Origin of the sequence: Vibrio sp. LB10LO1 (genome assembly GCF_010092875.1) — a bacterium.
Classification (GTDB): domain Bacteria; phylum Pseudomonadota; class Gammaproteobacteria; order Enterobacterales; family Vibrionaceae; genus Vibrio; species Vibrio campbellii.
The window spans coordinates 1-18,955 of sequence record NZ_JAADJW010000020.1 but is presented as its reverse complement, the minus strand read 5'-3'; the positions used below and the strand labels follow the sequence as shown (position 1 = coordinate 18,955).

The window sequence follows — 18,955 nt, the reverse complement described above, 5'->3', positions numbered from 1 at the left end:
CGTGCATAACCATTCTGAAATATGCAGTTTTTAGCTTTCTTTTATTCGTTAGGTCAGAATTACCGAGCCGTTGCTGTATTCATTCCAAGATCATAAACACGCAAACAAGTCTAAAATTACTCGTCTTAGGTTTAATTAGGATCTTCTGAATATTAAAGATTAGCTGTTTTTGTTAATTTTTTGTTTCTGTGAGCGAGGTTTAGATTTGCGAGCAAAAATTATCATCAAGAATCACCGCAGTTTGGTGTTTGTTTGTGGCTTTTCATCGCAATCCGTGCCATATTTCACCGCATTAACGTACTCAGTTTAGAGTATAGTGTTTCCATCAAGTAACTAATCTGGAGCCAAAACATGTCTCACGAAGATGAATATCTATCAGTAGAAGAATTAATTGAGATTCAAAAGGAAGAGACTCGCGATATCATTGCAGCATTGCTAGAAGACGGCAGCGATCCAGATTCACTATACGAAATCGAGCACCACCTATTTGCTGAAGACTTCGACACGCTAGAAAAAGCGGTTGTTGAAGCGTTCAAGATGGGCTTTGAAGTTCTTGAAGCTGAAGAAACAGAAGATGAAGACGGCAACAAGCTACTTTGCTGTGATGCAACAATGGAATCTGCACTAAACGCAGAAGCGATTGATGCTCAGGTTGAGAAACTGGTTCATCTTGCAGAAAAATACGACATCATTTACGACGGTTGGGGTACTTACTACGAAGGCGAAGATGCGCTTTACCCTGAAGAAGATGATGAAGACGAAGAGTAATCCTCTTATTCAATCTAGGAAGCCAGCGTTTATCGCTGGCTTTTTTATGCCTTAAAAATGATAACTGTGGCTAACGATAAATCATTCTCATTGAGTTTCTAGGCATATTGCCTATAACCCTAAGCAACTTGAGTATATAATGCGTGAAAATTGATCTAGCTCAAGGTGTATATGCAACTCTCACTCGCCGGTTTATGGCAAGTCTCTCCACTGACGGACCTTTCTATCCCACAGGATGACATTACTTTCCCTGCTCCTTTGAGTCAGGTATTGCCTACTGAACTGACTGAAGAAGCGATTCGTCAGCAAGAGTGGCACCTGATGCACGACATTGAAGTGGACGAATCCATGATGGCATTCCCAGCGGTAGAAATGGTGTTAGGTGGTGTGGATTACCATGCTGAAGTGCGTTTGAACGGAGTAGCCTTGTTCGACTGTGACGGTTCACAAAGCGTGTACAAGAAAGACATTCGTCCGTTCATGCAGATGGGACGTAACCGTTTTGAGATCCTGTTCCTTGAAGAAGAAGAAGATCTTCTGCTGGATGAGGATAAACCAGAGTTGTGCTCACTTGCGGATCATGAATACCAAAAGAGTGATGAGCGCTTAGGGGTATGGCAAGAACCGTATCTGCAGTTTATCCGCAATGTGCGTTTAGACCGTGTAGCAACCGAGCAGATTTGGCACCACGGTGGTGGTTGTGAGTTTAAGGTGGATTTGTACTACCAAACTTTTGCGCCGGGTTTAGTATCGGCATCGGTTAAGTTCAATGGCATGACTTACCATATTCCTATTGATGTCCGAGCGGATCATGCGAGTGCTTTGTTCCAGATCGAAGCGCCAAAGTATGCCGATCTTAATGATCCCGATCCAAATGATCTCTACGAACTCGTGGTGGAGTTAGATGGGCAACGCCAAGCGTTTACTGTGGCGCTTAGCCAAGAGCTCTGTGTTACCCATCTTGTACTGTAAGTTTTGGGATAAAGCGCTATAACGTTTTAAGCATCACGACTTCACATGCATCATGCCCTGTTTGTCCTAGCGGGGCATCGAGATGCTCAAAGCCTAGTTTTTCATACAAGCCTACCGCTTCTCTTAGACATTCTGTCGTTTCTAAATAGCACTGTTGATACCCAAACTGTTTCGCTAGCTGTAAGCTCAATGCGACGATGCGTTTAGCTAAGCCGTGCCCTCGTGTTTGAGGTAAGAAGTACATCTTTTGCAGCTCACACACATTTGGCTCACCAGCTAAAGGTGCAAAGCCGCCGCCACCCACAATCTCGCCTTGGTACTCTACTACCCAGTAGGCTGCGCCTTGTTGGTCGTAAACCGAGTACATGTCATCAAGCGTTGGATCTGCCACACCATAACCTTTATCTGCGGTTAAACCGTATTCTGCAGAGACTTTACGAATCACGTCCGCAACTTGCGAGTTATCTGCTTTGGTAAGAGGTCGAAGAACGTATTCCTCAGCCTGGCACACTTTCGTTAGCCCTTTTAGGTAAGTCTCTAGACCAAGTTTGAGTTGCTCTTGCTCGTTGTCATCGAGTTGGGTAAGCAGTTGTTCAAAGAAGCTGTTTTGCTGCTGGTCTAGTTGCGATAACGCCTGTTGCCCTTGCTCTGTAAGCGCGACAAGTTGGCTACGTTTGTCTTTTGGGTTTTCGATGCTCTCAACCAAGCCTAATTTAATCAGACCAGTAACGGTTCGGCTCGCATTGGACTTGTCGACATTAAGCTGCTGTGCCAATTGATTGATGGTTAACGGCTGCAGCTGGATTTCACCTAATGCGTGCGCTTGTACTGGAGTGAGGGCGACATCGCCGCATTGTTTATCGAGCATACCAAGCAATCGGACGGCTTGACGGGAGTAGTGTCGGAGTTGACGAGCATTCATAATCACTTACCTCTGGAAATAAAGTTGCGCACCGCAATTAAATTAATTGCGGTGCGCAACTTTGTCAATGGTAAATGTTATTTTGCTTGTTAGGAGGCGTATTGAGCCTCCATGTTTAAGCGTGTTGGTGTAGACAAAATTGTGGTGCTTGGTTATCTGATTTACGCATCCATACTTTCTCGTGGAAGTAGTAAGCCACTGTGTTCAAGCTTGGCTCTAGCATCGCCATAATACCGCCGACAAACGCATCACCTGTTAGTAAGTAAACCACGCTAAACGCAACACTGAAGTGGATAGTGGCAAAGCTTGCGGTTTTTAATTTGGTCATCCACTGACGAGCTTTAAGCGCTGGGACTTTTGCCCATGCCTTTTCATGAAAGTAGAAAGCTACGGTGTTCACTGAAGGCTCAATCATGGCAATTAAACTACCAATTAGAATGTCGCCAGTAAGCACGTAAGCGACACTAAACGCGATAGTAAAATGGAGTGCTGCAAAGGTTAGTGTCTTTTTCATGATAATTACTCAATCGTTGTGTTGTTTCGATAGGTCTATTATTGAGAATTATTATCATTAAATCTAATGGGCAGTTAAGATTAGTTTGATAGGTAAAAACTATTAAATAGGAGGGGAAGTAGGAGAGAAGAGCGAATATCTTTGAAAGCTATCCGAGCGATAAAATGCAAAAAGGGTTGATGCTTTCACATCAACCCTTTGATTCTTTTACTCTAGCTTTTAGCGATTAAAGTGCAGCGATCGTTGTCTTCTGCTCTTCTAGCTTAGCTAGTGTCTCTTTGTAGCCTTCAAGCTTCTCACGCTCTTTAGCAACAACCGCTTCAGGTGCTTTCGCTACGAAGCCTTCGTTACCTAGTTTGCCTTCGATACGCTTGATTTCGCCGTGAGTTTTCTTGATTTCGCCATCTAGACGAGCAAGTTCTGCGTCTTTGTCGATCAGACCCGCCATTGGGATCATCAGCTCAGACTTAGCAACCAATGCTGTTGCACACGCAGGTGTTTCTTCGTCAGCAGCAAGTACGCGTACAGATTCTAGTTTCGCTAGAGACATCAGTACTTGTTTGTTTGCTTCCAGACGCGCTGCGTCTTCTGCGTTTGCAGCTTTCAGCATAACGTCAAGCGGCTTACCTGGGTTGATGTCGTATTCAGCACGTAGGTTACGGATGCTGGTAATGAACGCTTTCACCCATTCAATATCGTCTAGCGCTTCTTGGTTGAAGTTTGCTTCGTCGAATTGAGGCAATGCTTGCAGCATGATTGTCTCGCCTTCTACACCTTCAACTAGTGGCTTGATGCTTTGCCAGATAGTTTCAGTGATGTAAGGAATCACTGGGTGAGCTAGACGTAGCGTCTTCTCAAGAACCGTGATTAGCGTACGACGAGTGCCACGCTGTTGTGCTTCTGTACCTTTCCATAGAACTGGTTTAGTTAGCTCTAGGTACCAGTCACAGAATTGGTTCCAGATGAATTCGTAAAGCGTGTTAGACGCCATATCTAGACGGAAGTTGTCGATATGGTTGTTGAACGCTTTCGCTGCAAGTTCAAACTGAGACTCGATCCACTTGTCCGCTAGTGAGTATTCAATCTCACCACCGTTGAAGCCACAATCTTGCTCTTCTGTGTTCATCATTACGTAACGGCTCGCGTTCCATAGCTTGTTACAGAAGTTACGGTAACCCTCAAGACGCTTCATATCCCAGTTGATATCGCGACCTGTTGATGCCATTGCTGCAAGAGTGAAACGTAGTGCGTCTGTACCGTATGCTTCGATACCGTTTTCAAACGTCTTACGAGTGTTCTTCTCGATCTTCTTCGCTAGCTGAGGCTGCATCATGTTGCCACAACGCTTCTCTACTAGAGACTCTAGGTCGATACCATCGATCATGTCGATTGGGTCAAGTACGTTACCTTTCGACTTAGACATCTTGTCGCCGTTTTCGTCACGGATTAGACCAGTAACGTAAACCGTCTTAAATGGTACTTGGGGTTTGCCGTTTTCGTCTTTCACGAAGTGCATGGTCATCATGATCATGCGCGCAACCCAGAAGAAGATGATGTCGAAACCCGTTACTAGTACGTCTGAAGGGTGGAATACTTTCAGGTCGTCAGTTTGCTCTGGCCAACCTTGAGTACCGAACGTCCATAGTGCAGAAGAGAACCATGTATCCAGTACGTCTTCGTCTTGGTGCAGTTCAATAACTGACTCTAGGTTGTTGTTCTTACGAACTTCTTCTTCGTCACGACCTACGTAAACATTACCTTGGTTGTCGTACCAAGCTGGGATGCGGTGACCCCACCATAGCTGACGAGAGATACACCAGTCTTGAACGTCACGCATCCAAGAGAAGTACATGTTTTCGTATTGCTTAGGAACGAATTGGATGTCGCCGTTTTCTACTGCTTCAACCGCTGTTTTCGCTAGAGGCGCAGTACGTACGTACCATTGGTCAGTTAGCATTGGTTCGATAACCACGCCGCCACGGTCGCCGTAAGGAACTTGTAGATCGTGATCTTTCACTTCTTCAAGTAGACCTAGCTCGTCGAACTCAGCAACGATAGCTTTACGAGCGGCAAAACGCTCCATACCGTGGTACTTAGCTGGTAGCTCAGTGCTGTACGCGTCGCTTGCTTCGCCGTTGGTGTTGAATACTTCAGAAGCGTCACGGATGTTCGCGTCGAAAGTCAGAATGTTGATCATTGGTAGCTGGTGGCGCTTACCAACTTCGTAGTCGTTGAAGTCGTGCGCAGGTGTGATTTTCACACAGCCAGTACCTTTTTCCATATCTGCGTGCTCATCGCCCACGATTGGGATGCGACGATCTACGATAGGAAGGATGATTTCTTTACCGATAAGATCTTTGTAACGTGGATCTTCTGGGTTAACTGCAACACCAGTATCGCCTAGCATGGTCTCTGGACGAGTCGTTGCAACAACGATGTAGTCTTTGCCATCCGCTGTTTTAACGCCATCTGCTAGTGGGTAGCGGAAGTGCCACATGTTGCCTTTAGTGTCTTTGTTTTCTACTTCTAGATCTGAAATCGCAGTGTGTAGCTTTGGATCCCAGTTAACTAGACGCTTACCGCGGTAGATTAGATCGTCTTCGTATAGACGTACGAACACTTCTTGAACGGCGTTAGATAGACCATCGTCCATCGTAAAGCGCTCACGATCCCAGTCTACAGATGCGCCAAGACGACGAAGCTGCTTAGTGATAGTGCCGCCAGATTCGCCTTTCCATTCCCAGATTTTGTCGATGAAAGCTTCACGACCGTAATCGTGTTTTGTTTTGCCTTCTTCTGCAGCGATCTTACGCTCAACAACCATCTGAGTTGCGATACCTGCGTGGTCCGTACCTACTTGCCAAAGAGTGTTTTTACCCTTCATACGTTTACAACGGATAAGCGTATCCATGATCGTATCTTGGAACGCGTGGCCCATGTGTAGGCTACCAGTGACGTTCGGTGGCGGGATCATGATGCTGTATGATTCTTTAGTAGTGTCACCGTGTGGCTTAAAGTAGCCTTTCTCTTCCCAAGTCTGATACAGAGCTTGTTCGATTGAAGTTGGGTTGTATGTCTTTTCCATAGCGCTCTTTTAATGGATACGTTGATGGTTGAATCTAAGTCAATCTTTATAAGTGAACTCTCTGAGTGGAGAGCTTAACTATAAGGATTGACCGTTAAGGATATTGAATTTCGATCGTTTGCAGTTGATAACCTGCTTGACGGTAAATTTTATACCTTTCTCTTGCGAGCTGTTTAGCTTTTTCTTCGCAAGGCACGAAGTCTACCACTTGAGCAAACTTGTTCGCAAAGGTTGTCTCATTTTCCGCCAAATTAATTACTAGCTGGCGGTTCCAATTAGGTTTTACACCTTTATGGCCGATTTCAATATTGGTGGCGTATTTCGGTCCTTCGCCTACAAGATTATGTGCCATGAACTTGTCTGCATCAATTTGCCAAAAGGCTTCAGCGAGCTGCTCGGCATGCGGTTTGTCTTGGCAGTTCAGATACACTTTTGCGCCTTGGCGAGCAAAGTGCTGAGCCAAAAAAACAATGTATTCCTCAAAGCCAGCCACCGTTGCTTGCGGGCTCTCTTCGTTAATGATGTAGAAGGTTGCAGTTTGCATCATTCTCTCACTTGCCGTTGGTCTCTTCCTGAAACCATATTAAATCCGATTTTCAATCAAGAAAATCGAGGTAATAAAAAAGGGCCTTGCGGCCCTTTTAGATGTTGTTCAGAAATTACTCTTCTGTCTCTTGGCCGCTGCGGTTCAAAAGGAATTGGACAAGCATTGAGACAGGACGGCCCGTTGAGCCTTTCGCTGCGCCTGATTTCCACGCAGTACCTGCGATATCAAGGTGTGCCCAGTTGTACTTTTTAGCAAACTTAGACAGGAAGCAACCCGCAGTGATAGTACCAGCAGGACGACCACCGATGTTTGCCATATCAGCAAATGGGCTCTTCAACTGCTCGTGGTACTCGTCTGCCATTGGTAGACGCCATGCACGGTCACTCGCTTGCTCAGAAGCGTTTACTAGCTCATGAGAAAGTGGGTTGTGGTTAGAGATTACGCCGCTGATATGGTGACCTAGTGCAATAACACAAGCACCAGTTAGCGTTGCAACGTCTACTACGCAATCTGGTTCGAAACGCTCTACGTAAGTCAGTGCGTCACAAAGAACAAGACGACCTTCCGCATCCGTGTTCAGAACTTCTACCGTTTGACCTGACATGGTTGTTAGGATGTCACCTGGACGGTAAGCGTTGCTGCCTGGCATGTTTTCACAGCCTGCTAGAACACCAATAACGTTGATTGGTAGGTTTAGCTTCGCTAGCGCTTTCATTGTTCCGAATACAGATGCTGCACCACACATGTCGTACTTCATCTCATCCATACCTTCACCAGGTTTTAGAGAGATACCGCCTGAATCGAACGTCAGACCTTTACCGACAAGTACGATAGGTTTTGCTTCTGACTCTGGGTTACCTTTGTATTCGATAATCGACATCATTGATTCGTTCTTCGAACCACGACCTACGGCTAGGTAAGATGTCATGCCCAGTTTTTCCATCTCTTGCTCACCAATGATCTTGGTGGTTACGGTTTCGTAATCGTCAGCAAGGCGACGTGCTTGAGAAGCAAGGTACGCAGGGTTTGCGATGTTTGGTGGCATGTTGCCAAGATCTTTTGATGCTTTCACACCAGATGCGATAGCTAGACCGTGAGTGATTGCTTTCTCACCTAGGTTTAGTTCACGACGCGTTGGTACGTTGAATACTAGCTTACGCAGTGGACGACGAGTTTCTGGCTTAACGCTCTTGAACTGATCGAATGTGTAAAGACCATCTTTAGTCGCTTCTACTGCCTGGCGAACTTTCCAGTAAGTATCACGACCCTTAACGTGAAGTTCAGTTAGGAAACATACTGCTTCCATAGAACCTGTTTCGTTAAGTGTGCTGATCGTCTTTTGAATGATTTCCTTGTACTGGCGCTCGCCTAGCTCACGTTCTTTACCACAACCTACAAGTAGAACGCGCTCTGACAAAACACCTGGTACTTGATGCAGTAGCAGCATCTGACCAGGTTTACCCTCTAGATCACCACGGCGAAGTAGTGAACTGATGTAACCGTCACTGATTTTATCAAGTTGCTCGGCTACTGGAGAAAGGCGACGTGGTTCAAACACACCAACAACGATACATGCGCTACGTTGTTTCTCTGGACTGCCACTTTTAACACTGAACTCCATGCGTACTCCTACATCCTGAAGACAAATTGCTCTAAATGTTAGATAATGATCGCTTACTTGTTGAATTTAAGCTCAGGTCTTACCAACAGAGCTGATTTAAGCGCTAACATCTAGTTTATAATTTTTAAAAAAATAAATGGTTCAACGGGAAACTATAGTGATTCGACCAAAAAAACAAGTTTTGTATAGGTAATTTCAGCGTGATTATTGTTAGATATTTGATCCGCGAAACACTCAAGAGCCAATTTGCGATTTTCTTCGTGCTTTTTTTGGTGTTTTTGAGCCAGAAGTTTATCAGTGTTCTCGCTGATGCTTCGGACGGGGATATTCCTGCTGGATTAATTTTCTCAGTGGTTGGTTTAAACATGCCAGCAATGGGACTATTAATGCTGCCATTGAGTTTGTACATCGGCATATTGATCACGTTTGGTCGCCTATATGCGGAAAGTGAAATTGTGGTGATGAACGCGACAGGTATCGGGAACAAGTTCTTGGTGCAGGCTGCGTTGTACTTAGCGATCATTACCTCTGGTGTGGCGGCGTTTAACGCATTATGGCTATCACCTTGGTCTCAAGACCGAGTAGAACAGTTGTATGAGCAAGTCGCCGCGGAAAACAGTGTCGATCTACTAAAGAAAGGTCAGTTCCAGGGAACACCTGACGGTTCTTCAGTTGTCTTTATTGATGACATCAAAGACAGCACGCTAAGTAATGTGTTTGTCGCACAGATGCGCCCTCGAGACTCTATCTTACCAAGCGTAATGTTCTCTTCTTCTGGTGAAGTAAAAGAACTGTCGGATGGTCGCCAGATCATCACTATGCATGAAGGTACGCGCTATGAAGGTGTGCCGACTCGCGTTGAGTACATGATCACCAAGTTCGATCAATACGAAGGTTTGATTGGTCAACGTGAAGTGAAGCAAAAAGGGCGTGACTGGGAAGCGTATCCAACGGCCGATTTGATTGGTCATCCAGATCCAGAAGCGCAAGCTGAGCTGCAATGGCGTATTTCGCTATTTGTATGTATCCCGCTTTTGACCATGCTGGTGATTCCATTGTCGGCGGTGAACCCACGTCAGGGGCGTTTCGCTAAAATGGGACCGGCTATTTTGATTTACCTAGCGTACTTCCTTGCCATCAGTGCAACGAAGTCCGCGTTAGAGGATGGTGCGATTCCTGCTGCCATTGGTATGTGGCCAATCAATGCGATGTTGTTGATTGTCGCTATCTTGGCAAACATGATGGACAGTGTTCCGGTTCGACGAATGAAAGACAAATTCCGCAAGAAGAGGCTCGCGTAAGCTGTGTTTAAACTCTTAGACCTTTACATCGGTAGAACGATCATCTCTACCACTGCCTTAGTTCTGGCGACCTTCGTTGGCTTGTCGGGCATCATCAAATACGTAGAGCAGTTGCGTAAAGTAGGCCGTGGTGCTTACGACTTAATGCATGCGCTTTACTTTGTACTATTGAGTATTCCTCGCGACATCGAAATGTTCTTCCCAATGGCAGCGCTACTGGGTGCCTTAATTGGCTTGGGCATGCTGGCGTCAAGCTCTGAGCTTGTGGTAATGCAAGCAGCAGGTTTCTCTAAGTTGGATATCGGTTTATCAGTGCTTAAGACCGCGGTGCCATTGATGCTTATCGTCATGACGTTGGGTCAGTGGGGCGCACCTGAGGCGCAAAAGATGGCGCGTGACCTACGTGCGTTTGCTTTGTCTGGTGGTAGCATCGTATCTGTGCGGGCAGGGGTATGGGCTCGTGATGCCAATGACTTCATCTTTATCGGAAAAGTGGAAGATGACAAACTCTACGGTTTGAACATGTGGCGTTTCGATGAAGATAAGAAACTAGATAAAGTCATCTTTGCTGAAGAAGTGGATTACCAGCAAGACAACAACTGGTTGATGCGTTACGTACAAGTCACGGATATGGAGAATGAGAACGTCATTACCAAGCGTGACGTAGAGCAGATGGAATGGCACACCTCGCTCGCGCCAGATAAGCTTGCGGTTGTGACGGTGAAGCCAGAAGAGCTTTCTCTAAGCGGTTTGTATGACTATGTGACCTATTTGAAAGCTTCAGAGCAAGACGCCTCACGCTATGAACTGGCATTTTGGCGTAAGCTTTCTCAGCCGCTTTCCATCGCGGTAATGATGCTGATGGCGCTGTCCTTTGTATTCGGACCATTGCGTAGCGTGACCATGGGAGCAAGGGTGCTTTCGGGGGTAGTTGCAGGTTTTACCTTCTACATATCCAGTGAGTTCTTTGGGCCGCTAACCTTAGTATACGGCATTCCGCCTGTATTCGGTGCATTAGCCCCTAGCTTGGTGTTCCTAGCAATCGCGGTATCTTTGCTAAGAAGAAAACTGTAGGCTTTCAAAAGCGAAAAACATAAAAAAGGAAGGCACTGTGCCTTCCTTTTTCTATTCTGCTTTTGTTGCTTCGCTATTTTGCTTTCGGTAAGACAACAACTTCGGTTTTTGCCCAAATATCGTGGAAACCACGTTTTTGTGGGTCAATTGGCACCGTTAAGTTTGCCAAGCCGAAGCCAGATGTCGCTAAGCGAATTAGTGCCTGAGTAATCGTAATTGGTGCGCCATCTTTACTGTTACGAATCTGCATTTTCCAAGCTCGCATACCCAAGGTTTGGCCCGCGCGAGTCCAGAAGAACACAAAGAAGTAGATCCACACCACTGCAAGATACAGTGTAAATAGTGGGCTTAATACTGGATGCTTTCCTAGCATGTCTGCTGCATCCACATATTCTCCATAGCTCAACAAGCCTGCCGCGTTAAGCGCAAAAACAATCGCCATTACCACGCCTGCAGCCATCATCTCAATCGCGAGGATAATCAGTGTGTCGTAAAACAACGCTGCGAGTCGACGGAAAAAGCCTGCTGGTGGAAGAGTTGTAGAAGTAGTCATAGTTCCATCACTTACCTTTAAAATTGTGCGTCAGAATATAGATTCCATTAGCTTGTGAAAAGAGAGCTAACGCACAGAGTCTCTAATTACGGGCAAATCACAAGTGCTTTATCGCTAATCAATCACTCAACAAAGCAATCGAGTTCAAACTTCCAACCATGCAACCTGTGAAAGCCCCAAGCATGGGTTACCTTGCTTAGAAAACAAGATTATGAATGATGTAATAGAGGTGCAAGATGATCGTAATTACAGGCGCAAGCAGTGGCTTAGGTGCACAGCTCGCTAAGTTGTATGATGCCCAAGGCGAAGAAACACTGTTAACTGGCCGCAGCGAAAAGAAGTTAAATACGCTTGCTCAACACCTCTCAAGTAAAGCTCAGGTGCGAAGTTGTGATCTGATCGACGCATCGCAAGTGGAGAATTTATTTGATGAGTTACCTCAAGCGCCTACTACAGTGATTCATTGTGCAGGAAGTGGTTATTTTGGTTTGTTGGCCGAGCAAGACCCGCAAGAGATTCAAAAGCTGATTGAAAACAATCTCACCTCCGCAATTCATGTCCTAAAAGAGTTGGTAAAGCGTTATCAAGAGCAGCCTGTAAATGTTGTGATGGTAATGTCGACAGCGGCACAACAGCCAAAGGCACAAGAATCGACTTATTGTGCGGTGAAGTGGGCAGTTAAAGGTTTGATTGAGTCCGTTCGTATGGAGTTAAAAGGTAAACCAATGAAAATTATTGCCGTATATCCAGGTGGCATGGCAACCGAGTTTTGGGAAACGAGTGGTAAGTCATTAGATACGAGCAGCTTTATGAGTGCCGGTGATGCGGCGCAAATGATCCATGGTGCGCTATCTAATATTGGTAATGGTTACGTTTCGGATATTACCGTTAATCGTTTATAGGGCTTAATGGTTGGTGTTATAACAAAGTGAAACGGCAGACTGAGCTAAGATGAGATCTCCTTTGTCACACTTTGTGGCGAAATTATCAGCAAACGATAGTTATTTAAGGTTTTTCTGCTTGCGCAGGTCAAAAGCTTCCGTATAATGCCAATCATCAAAGGGCAATAGCCCAGAGATGCCGGTGTGGTGAAATTGGTATACACGACGGATTCAAAATCCGTTGCCTTCGGGCGTGGCGGTTCAAGTCCGCCCACCGGTACCAAAATTTTAAAGCTCTGCTTATGCAGGGCTTTTTCCGTTTTTGGCGTATAGAAAACTCTCTCTCATAAACTGCAGTTGAAATTTTTCATGTGAAAACGTGTGTAATAGGTTTCAACAATGGCAATTCAGAAAATCCAAAGAAAGTCTGGTGTGCGGTACCGAGTGCAAATGATGCGCAACGGTAAGCGCCTTTCCAAGGTGTTCACTAAGAAGAAAGAAGCGGAGCAGTTTCATGCACAGCTTCTGACTAACGATGATCTAACTAACCTGCTTACTGGCTACGCAATGTCTAATCTGACGTTAAATGAAGCTTGTAAGGAATATCTCAGTTACCACACCGGAAAAGATCAATCCATAGGACAACGACTGAGCTGGTGGTGTTCACTTTATGGCGATAAGAAAGCAGGTCAAGTAACTAAATCATGTGTGAGAGCTGCTTTAAAGGCTCTTTCTGGAGAAGGGAAAGCTCCAGCAACAATTAATCGATATAAGGCCGCTTTAAGTGCTGTATACGCATTCTTATCCGATGAGTATGACAGTACACATAATCCTGCTAGAGAAGTGAAACAGCTCAAAGAGAACAATGCTCGAACTAGGTTTCTAACTGATAAGGAAGTTGAACGTCTTTTAAATACAGCTAAAGAGTCTAGTTGGGAGCGTTTATACCTACTTTTGTTGATGGCTATAACTACTGGGGCTCGAAGAACCGAGATTCTAACTCTACGCTGGAGTGATATCAGTATTCAGGATAGGCGCGCTTTAGTCAAAAAAACAAAGAATGGAGAGCCGAGAATCCTACCTTTAACAGATAACGTAATTGCAGAACTAACTCGTTTTCAGAGTATTAGTACGGATTACGTTTTTCCTAGAATCGGCCACCAGCATGATTACTTCCGTAATTTTGACACCCACTGGTATAGAGCTATCAAGGTTGCAGGCATTAAAGATTGTCGATTTCACGATTTACGCCATACCGCCGCTTCAATCTTGGCTAAGAACGGAGCGTCATTAATCCAAATTGCTGAAGTATTGGGGCATAAATCTATACAGATGACACAACGATATGCTCACCTTTGTGCCAGCCATAAACACAAATTAATTGATGACTTTATGGGAGAAATCTCCAGTGGAAGAAGACATAGAACTGCCTGAATTTTTATACGACCTAGAGACCGATGAGATGGTTGAGTGGTTATCAGAGATAAGTAAACCTCAGAATAAGTACTCTTTTGAGTTTGAAAGGCCACATAATAAATCTACCCGAGATGCCATCATTGATCATTTCATTGTTAGGTTATTATCTAATGAGAGGATTGAGCCTCTAGCTATGAACTACGTTGTGGGAAACCTTAAACTTTTGCTTGATGGTAAGCCGGCGTTCCTGCTTAAACAGGGAAGAGAGAAGGTTGACGATATAGATCACCGATGGCGGGTTTGTGTCGCACGTTATATCTATGTTCATGGTGCAACTCAGAGCCAAATAGCTGAGATAATCGGCATCTCCGAACGTCAGGTTAATGAGTGGCTTCGTTACGCAAAAGTAGAGATTAGGTCTTACAGCCATACGGAAGAATTTATCAGAAGCTTGGTAGGGAAACCTCATTCATTCAAAGAGTATCGAGAGAGCATAATAAAACTTAATGACCATAGACGAATAATCGCCCATTGAAATCTGATTCCAACGCCACTGATTGCATTGGTTTTTTGTTTCAGTATTGGCTCTGGCTGACTGTGAGATAAGCAGTCTTTTGCTATAATACTACATAGCGTTAGTTTGAAGGTTTTTTAAGTGTCTAATTTTAAAGATAAAGATAGGCTTCTTGAGTCTGGTCTAAAGGCTTTGACTCTAAATTACTTGATCGATAAGAATATGATCAACGAAGGTGATGCCATTTCGAATGAGTATGCCCTTCGGTCATCGGCTCGTCGTGCAGACTTAGTTGTATCTAAAGGAAAAGAGCTCTGGGCTTTTGAGATTAAAAGCGAAGCTGATAGTTTAACTAGACTTAACGGTCAGGTTACAACTTACTTGGAGCACTTTGACAAGGTCGTTGTTGTTGCTGCAAGTAAGCATATTGCTAATATCCGCGATGAAGTACCACATGAAGTTGCCATTTGGGAAGTTAGGAACTCTAAGGTGGTTATCGTTCAACGAGGCAAGAAACGTTTAGTTGCTAATGCTAATAGTTTAACTAGCCTAATTAGGCTCCCAAAGCTCAGGAGTTTGATGTCTCGGTATGATTGTTCGATTAAATCTACAAAAAGAAAAGATATAGAAGAGCAAGTAGCAAAAGTCGTGCCTCTAAAAATTCTCCGTGAGACTGTACTAAGTGAATTCAAATCCAAATATGGTCAGACATCAAACTTTTTCTTTAACAGCACTCAAAACCAGACAGTTGTCCCTGAACACTTAAGTGAGTTGAGTCTCTATAAGGTTCAGGAGCAAACATATGTGGACCACAAGCGAGAGCTTGTAAAAATGTTTGGTGTTTTTGATAAGCTCAAATCAGAATTAAGATACGGGTCATCTCAATGCGCATTCGATGACCGGTATTGCTTAGCATCAGGAATGGATTGATTTAATCAATCCACTCCTCCTCAGTGTCTAATTCAGTAATAACGTCTAAATAGTGTATTTGCTGATAAACGTGCAGGTTTATTCGTACTGCTGTTGCCCTGTTGGGGGAAGTTATGCCATATGAGTCTCCAAGGGCTGTCTTCTCAATCATCTGGGTTCCCCATAGTCTCAAGTCACTATTCCAATAGTCACTTTTGAGCATTTCTAACGCTGCTTGTTGGTATAGTCGCTCCTTATCGCCTTCTTTCACGTCAACTTGAGGTGGATATTCTTTACGAATGAAACGCCAATCATGTTTCAATGCGTAGTCAATCCTTGGGGGAGGTAAAGAGGCCCCCCCTGAAAGCTTCGCTGCTCTTGCGCTTCCTCTGTCGGAATAAACCAACTGTACGCTTTGGTCGCAGTTATTCTTAATGTTATTGAATAACTGACGTTCGTATATTGGTATTTCACCTCGGTGTGAACCTGCGAAATTGAAAGGAAATGATGTCGCTGAGATAGTGATTGTTGACTTCGGGAAGAAGTTTGCCAGTTGTCTGACAAAGTTAGCGTGTGTGCCAGATTCTATGACCTCTGCACGTCCAATATCTTCATAGTCTAAGATGAACAGTAACCTTTGCTCCCTCGAGCTTAAGAGAGCTTTCAGAACGGTATTAAACTGTTCTGCTTTGGTTTCTTTCATTTTGAACCTAATTACAATACCACGCTCCAATGCACTTAAAGCTGCTACTTGTTCGTTGATAGAACTCAAGTCTTCAAGCAATAGGGTTGGTAGCATATTCTCGTGTTCTGCCACATAACTTACCCAGTTTCTATATCCGTTAGAAGGGTCGAGTAGCTGGTGGATTTGCTCATGCACTTTACGAGGGTATTCTCCTTCCTTCGCAAAAGTTTTATTTCCATAAAGAAATTCGCTATCAACATCTGCGATAAAAAGGCGCTCCCCAATAGACTTCTTAATTCTATCTATAGAGCTCTTTAATTCTTTGGCAGTAGTCCAACCTTTTAGAGGGAAGCAGGGAAGTAGTAGATCTTTGTCTTTATCGCATAGCTGCTCTATCGCCGTCATTTCTGAAGGGTTCAATGCAAGAATCGGAATGTATTTATAAAAAGTGCCTAGGTTTTCAAAAAACAAGATGACCTCCTATAGGTCGTCAATTCTATACTTTAGAGCAGTTACAGATACATCAAATATCTCCGCTAGTTTTTCATGTAAAGCTTCCTTTTTTAGCTCAACAGAGTGCTTTTTCTTTTCGTGTTGAAGAGGCTCCCAAGGCATTAAAATCTCTGCTGCTAGAGCGTTAGCTTCCCATTCAATTTGGCTTGGGAGTGATGACCGATAAAGTACATCATCAGTGATACCATCACCAATTAAGTGCTTATGTAATAAGAAGTGTGCGACTTCATGAGCAATGGTGAATCTCTGCCTTGCTTTTACATCGTGACTATTCACTCTGATTACATAACAGTGATCTTCAAATTTAATTGAGCCCGAAATACTGCCTGCTAGAGTAGACTTTTTTACTTTAAGACCAAGAGCTGTTGCTAAAGCGCCGATTTTGATTGGGAGCTCTTGTTGGTACTTTTCAATTAGTTGGAGCTGACTATCGTTAATACGACTCCAGACATTAGACTTTTTCATTCTTACGTCCAAGTTTAAGTAAGTTTAATTTTTTTGAGAGGAGCATCATCTTCTGTCTCCTCCCAATCCAATTCAGACCAATCAATATTATCTGTCTTAGTTTTCTGGCGATGTGTCGAGTCTCGTAAGATAAGGCCGTCTACAACCTCTTCTAAATGCTTGTTCAGCTTTCCATCGTCTATCAATTTGCTCAACTGTTTTTCTAAAGCAGGTTCGATTGACATCTTTGCAGTTTCTTCTGCAATGCTTTGTGCGGTCAGTTCTGTAGACTTTCTTATGTTTTTAAAGCCAAAAAATGAAAGTAAAGCAATCGCTAAACCAACTACGGTTATTAGGACTGATACGCAAGTTATTGCGATAGCTGCGAAGTCGGCATACGAAAAAAAGTCTTTTTCCTCATATAACTGATCCACTTTCTGAACTAGCTTAGAAGAAAGGTTTGGTTGTATCTGAAATGACTTTCTTTCTAGCGTGTTTACTTTGTCTTCGAGAGTTGCAAGTGAATTGTTTAGTTGTTCTGAGAGAGTTTGATCACTTATTGATAGATCATGTATCTGCTTTCTAAGCAATTCTAGTGATTGTGATATTGAAGATAACTGAGTTGAAGTTTCAGTTCGAGTTTGATTTTTCTCGGCAGATGGAAGTTGATACTTTTCTGTTGTAGCAAGAGTGCTCCAACTTGTAACTAGGAAGATTCCTACGAGTAACAACCTAATTTTTCGACTTTGCATTGTTTGTCTAAATTACCACTATGAAATTAGGGGTATAGTCATTGAACTTTGTTTGTCTTTCAATTTATTTCATATTGAAGTGTGATTCGTATTTGACCTTAAGTATGTTTGTTTCTCTTTTGTTGCTTAGTTTTGAGGCGGATTGTTTCAATATGTACCTTAGAAAATAAGAAATTAAACATGTTTTTTATCCTCGTAACGCTCCACCAGCAATTCTAGTTAATCTTCTTTCATCGGAAACAACTGCACTCATGAGAGAGAGACCGCCTTTGTTTACGGCTAGCTAGGTAGAAGAAAACCTAACCATGTGTGAAATTACAGCAGGGAAACCAATGACAGAGAAAGAATTAGACCTAAATAATTGGGTCACAGTGAATGAACTAGCCAAGCGTTATAAACAGTTCTCTTTGCCGCAACTAAAGCATCTGATTTGGAAGCGAAGAGAACATCCTGGATTGGCTAGGTGCTACAGAATTGTCGGTAAGCGGGGATACATCAACACTCAGTTGTTTGCAATGTGGATGAGCGGTGAGTTAACAGGATAAGGGCAACGGATAAATAATCTTTCAGCAGCCCTGTTATGACCTAGGTTGTTGTTAGAACGTGTGTAATTACGTGTGTAAAAGCGCTCTTTTAACTAACACATCCTAATCGTGACAGAGGAACGTAAGCAAAAACCAATGTGTCCGAAAGGACGCTTGTTTCGAAATTTGGCAGTTTGTCATTTTTCGGACTCTTTAATAGAGGGTGAGCTATCGGCACCCTTTTTTTGTGTCGTTCAAAACCTAAGACGGTTAAAAATATGCTCACTTTGTTCTGTGTGCCTTTGGGTACAGATTCTTCTGGATAATCTAATGAACCCCTATTAGATAAGGCTTCCTGCGTGAATTTTGTAACCTAGGACAGCCCTTACTGATTTAGATGAGGGGGTTTTATTATTATCTAGGCTCAATGATTGAGAAGCACTAGTAGTATCAAATTTAATGAAAAGTAGATCTCGAAAGTTTTATATCAAGCACATGGGTAGGCTAATTCCTGTTAACAACGGACATATAACTCATGATCTTTATTGGAGCCCCAAAATACTTAAAGGAGTAATTGATAGGTTAGATGATTTGCTAAACCGATGCCGAAAGGTCTTTGCCTTTTTCTTTGTCCAGCAGGTTGTGAAGAAGTCATCAGCCAACGGTGCGGTGATAGAACTCAGAGCTCTAGTAACAAAGCACCTAAGAAAGAGCTTTCCGAAGATTCCCTTCCATTACTGTTGGGTAAGAGAGGAGTCTAATGACGATAACTTACATTATCATTGGATACTATTAATTGATGCTAAAGCACTACCAAGTTTTCATTGGTTCTTTCAATTCATGCAGCAACTTAGGAAGCGATTTGTTAAGACCTCTAACGTTCACTTTCCGACAAAGCCTTACTATGTAGTGGTTTAATGATCCCGGACACCAAGTTAGGTGGTAAAGTCTCCACCATAA

At 43.6% G+C, this 18,955-nt stretch carries 18 protein-coding genes and 1 tRNA gene; 10 read left to right on the top strand and 9 right to left on the bottom strand.

Annotation, left to right across the window (positions count from 1 at the left end; all coding sequences use genetic code 11):
• Positions 1-351 precede the first annotated feature (351 nt).
• On the top strand, positions 352-768 hold the full coding sequence (gene rraB / locus GXP65_RS15225; RefSeq protein WP_005432867.1) for a ribonuclease E inhibitor RraB: 417 nt from the start codon (positions 352-354) through the stop codon (positions 766-768).
• Positions 769-939: 171 nt separating this feature from the next.
• Entirely contained in the window at positions 940-1,740 is an 801-nt protein-coding gene (locus GXP65_RS15220) for a hypothetical protein (RefSeq protein ID WP_045367591.1), read from the top strand.
• Positions 1,741-1,756: 16 nt separating this feature from the next.
• Here GXP65_RS15220 and GXP65_RS15215 read toward each other — a convergent pair whose 3' ends face one another.
• From GXP65_RS15215 to pepA, 5 genes are all read right to left on the bottom strand, one after another.
• On the bottom strand, positions 1,757-2,662 hold the full coding sequence (locus tag GXP65_RS15215; RefSeq protein ID WP_080640363.1) for a bifunctional helix-turn-helix transcriptional regulator/GNAT family N-acetyltransferase: 906 nt from the start codon (positions 2,660-2,662) through the stop codon (positions 1,757-1,759).
• A 115-nt stretch (positions 2,663-2,777) separates the two neighbouring features.
• Positions 2,778-3,176 carry a DUF2061 domain-containing protein gene (locus GXP65_RS15210; RefSeq protein WP_005432839.1) on the bottom strand — a complete coding sequence of 133 codons (399 nt, stop codon included), beginning with the start codon at positions 3,174-3,176 and terminating at the stop codon, positions 2,778-2,780.
• Positions 3,177-3,402: 226 nt separating this feature from the next.
• Positions 3,403-6,261, bottom strand: a complete 2,859-nt coding sequence (locus GXP65_RS15205; RefSeq protein ID WP_162093169.1) for a valine--tRNA ligase — start codon at positions 6,259-6,261, stop codon at positions 3,403-3,405.
• 94 nt (positions 6,262-6,355) lie between these two features.
• Positions 6,356-6,805 (bottom strand): DNA polymerase III subunit chi, encoded by a 450-nt coding sequence (locus GXP65_RS15200; protein ID WP_162093197.1) that lies wholly within the window; start codon positions 6,803-6,805, stop codon positions 6,356-6,358.
• 115 nt (positions 6,806-6,920) lie between these two features.
• Positions 6,921-8,429 (bottom strand): leucyl aminopeptidase, encoded by a 1,509-nt coding sequence (gene pepA, locus GXP65_RS15195; RefSeq protein WP_005534257.1) that lies wholly within the window; start codon positions 8,427-8,429, stop codon positions 6,921-6,923.
• A gap of 200 nt (positions 8,430-8,629) precedes the next feature.
• On the opposite strand from pepA, the gene lptF reads away from it, so the two are divergent.
• Both lptF and lptG read left to right on the top strand, forming a co-directional pair.
• Positions 8,630-9,730, top strand: coding sequence for an LPS export ABC transporter permease LptF (gene lptF / locus GXP65_RS15190; RefSeq protein WP_005432848.1), 1,101 nt, complete (start codon positions 8,630-8,632; stop codon positions 9,728-9,730).
• A gap of 3 nt (positions 9,731-9,733) precedes the next feature.
• Positions 9,734-10,804 carry an LPS export ABC transporter permease LptG gene (gene lptG, locus GXP65_RS15185; RefSeq protein ID WP_005432857.1) on the top strand — a complete coding sequence of 357 codons (1,071 nt, stop codon included), beginning with the start codon at positions 9,734-9,736 and terminating at the stop codon, positions 10,802-10,804.
• Between the two features lie 73 nt (positions 10,805-10,877).
• On the opposite strand, the gene GXP65_RS15180 is transcribed toward lptG, so the two are convergent.
• Positions 10,878-11,357, bottom strand: coding sequence for an RDD family protein (locus GXP65_RS15180; RefSeq protein ID WP_005432836.1), 480 nt, complete (start codon positions 11,355-11,357; stop codon positions 10,878-10,880).
• A gap of 236 nt (positions 11,358-11,593) precedes the next feature.
• Here GXP65_RS15180 and GXP65_RS15175 point away from each other — a divergent pair, with 236 nt between their 5' ends.
• The 5 genes from GXP65_RS15175 to GXP65_RS15155 all read left to right on the top strand — a co-directional run bounded on the left by GXP65_RS15175 (position 11,594) and on the right by GXP65_RS15155 (position 15,098).
• Positions 11,594-12,259, top strand: coding sequence for an SDR family NAD(P)-dependent oxidoreductase (locus GXP65_RS15175; protein ID WP_162093168.1), 666 nt, complete (start codon positions 11,594-11,596; stop codon positions 12,257-12,259).
• A gap of 177 nt (positions 12,260-12,436) precedes the next feature.
• Positions 12,437-12,521: transfer RNA gene (locus GXP65_RS15170), tRNA-Leu, on the top strand.
• Between the two features lie 116 nt (positions 12,522-12,637).
• Positions 12,638-13,672 (top strand): site-specific integrase, encoded by a 1,035-nt coding sequence (locus GXP65_RS15165; protein ID WP_162093167.1) that lies wholly within the window; start codon positions 12,638-12,640, stop codon positions 13,670-13,672.
• Positions 13,647-14,189, top strand: coding sequence for a helix-turn-helix domain-containing protein (locus GXP65_RS15160; RefSeq protein WP_045454981.1), 543 nt, complete (start codon positions 13,647-13,649; stop codon positions 14,187-14,189). The genes GXP65_RS15165 and GXP65_RS15160 overlap by 26 nt, the downstream gene beginning before the upstream one ends.
• A 120-nt stretch (positions 14,190-14,309) precedes the next feature.
• Positions 14,310-15,098: a sce7726 family protein gene (locus GXP65_RS15155; protein ID WP_162093166.1), complete on the top strand. Its 789-nt coding sequence runs from the start codon at positions 14,310-14,312 to the stop codon at positions 15,096-15,098.
• 1 nt (position 15,099) lies between these two features.
• On the opposite strand, the gene GXP65_RS15150 is transcribed toward GXP65_RS15155, so the two are convergent.
• Genes GXP65_RS15150 through GXP65_RS15140 form a run of 3 tightly spaced genes read right to left on the bottom strand, consistent with a single transcriptional unit; the run spans position 15,100 to position 17,471 of the window.
• The gene (locus GXP65_RS15150; RefSeq protein ID WP_240335003.1) at positions 15,100-16,233 is read right to left on the bottom strand and encodes a beta family protein; all 1,134 of its coding nucleotides are present in this window, start codon (positions 16,231-16,233) and stop codon (positions 15,100-15,102) included.
• A gap of 9 nt (positions 16,234-16,242) precedes the next feature.
• Positions 16,243-16,740 (bottom strand): ImmA/IrrE family metallo-endopeptidase, encoded by a 498-nt coding sequence (locus tag GXP65_RS15145; RefSeq protein ID WP_045454983.1) that lies wholly within the window; start codon positions 16,738-16,740, stop codon positions 16,243-16,245.
• A gap of 14 nt (positions 16,741-16,754) precedes the next feature.
• Positions 16,755-17,471, bottom strand: coding sequence for a hypothetical protein (locus GXP65_RS15140; RefSeq protein WP_162093165.1), 717 nt, complete (start codon positions 17,469-17,471; stop codon positions 16,755-16,757).
• A gap of 332 nt (positions 17,472-17,803) precedes the next feature.
• Here GXP65_RS15140 and GXP65_RS15135 point away from each other — a divergent pair, with 332 nt between their 5' ends.
• Entirely contained in the window at positions 17,804-18,016 is a 213-nt protein-coding gene (locus GXP65_RS15135) for a hypothetical protein (RefSeq protein ID WP_045455012.1), read from the top strand.
• The last annotated feature ends 939 nt before the right edge of the window (positions 18,017-18,955 follow it).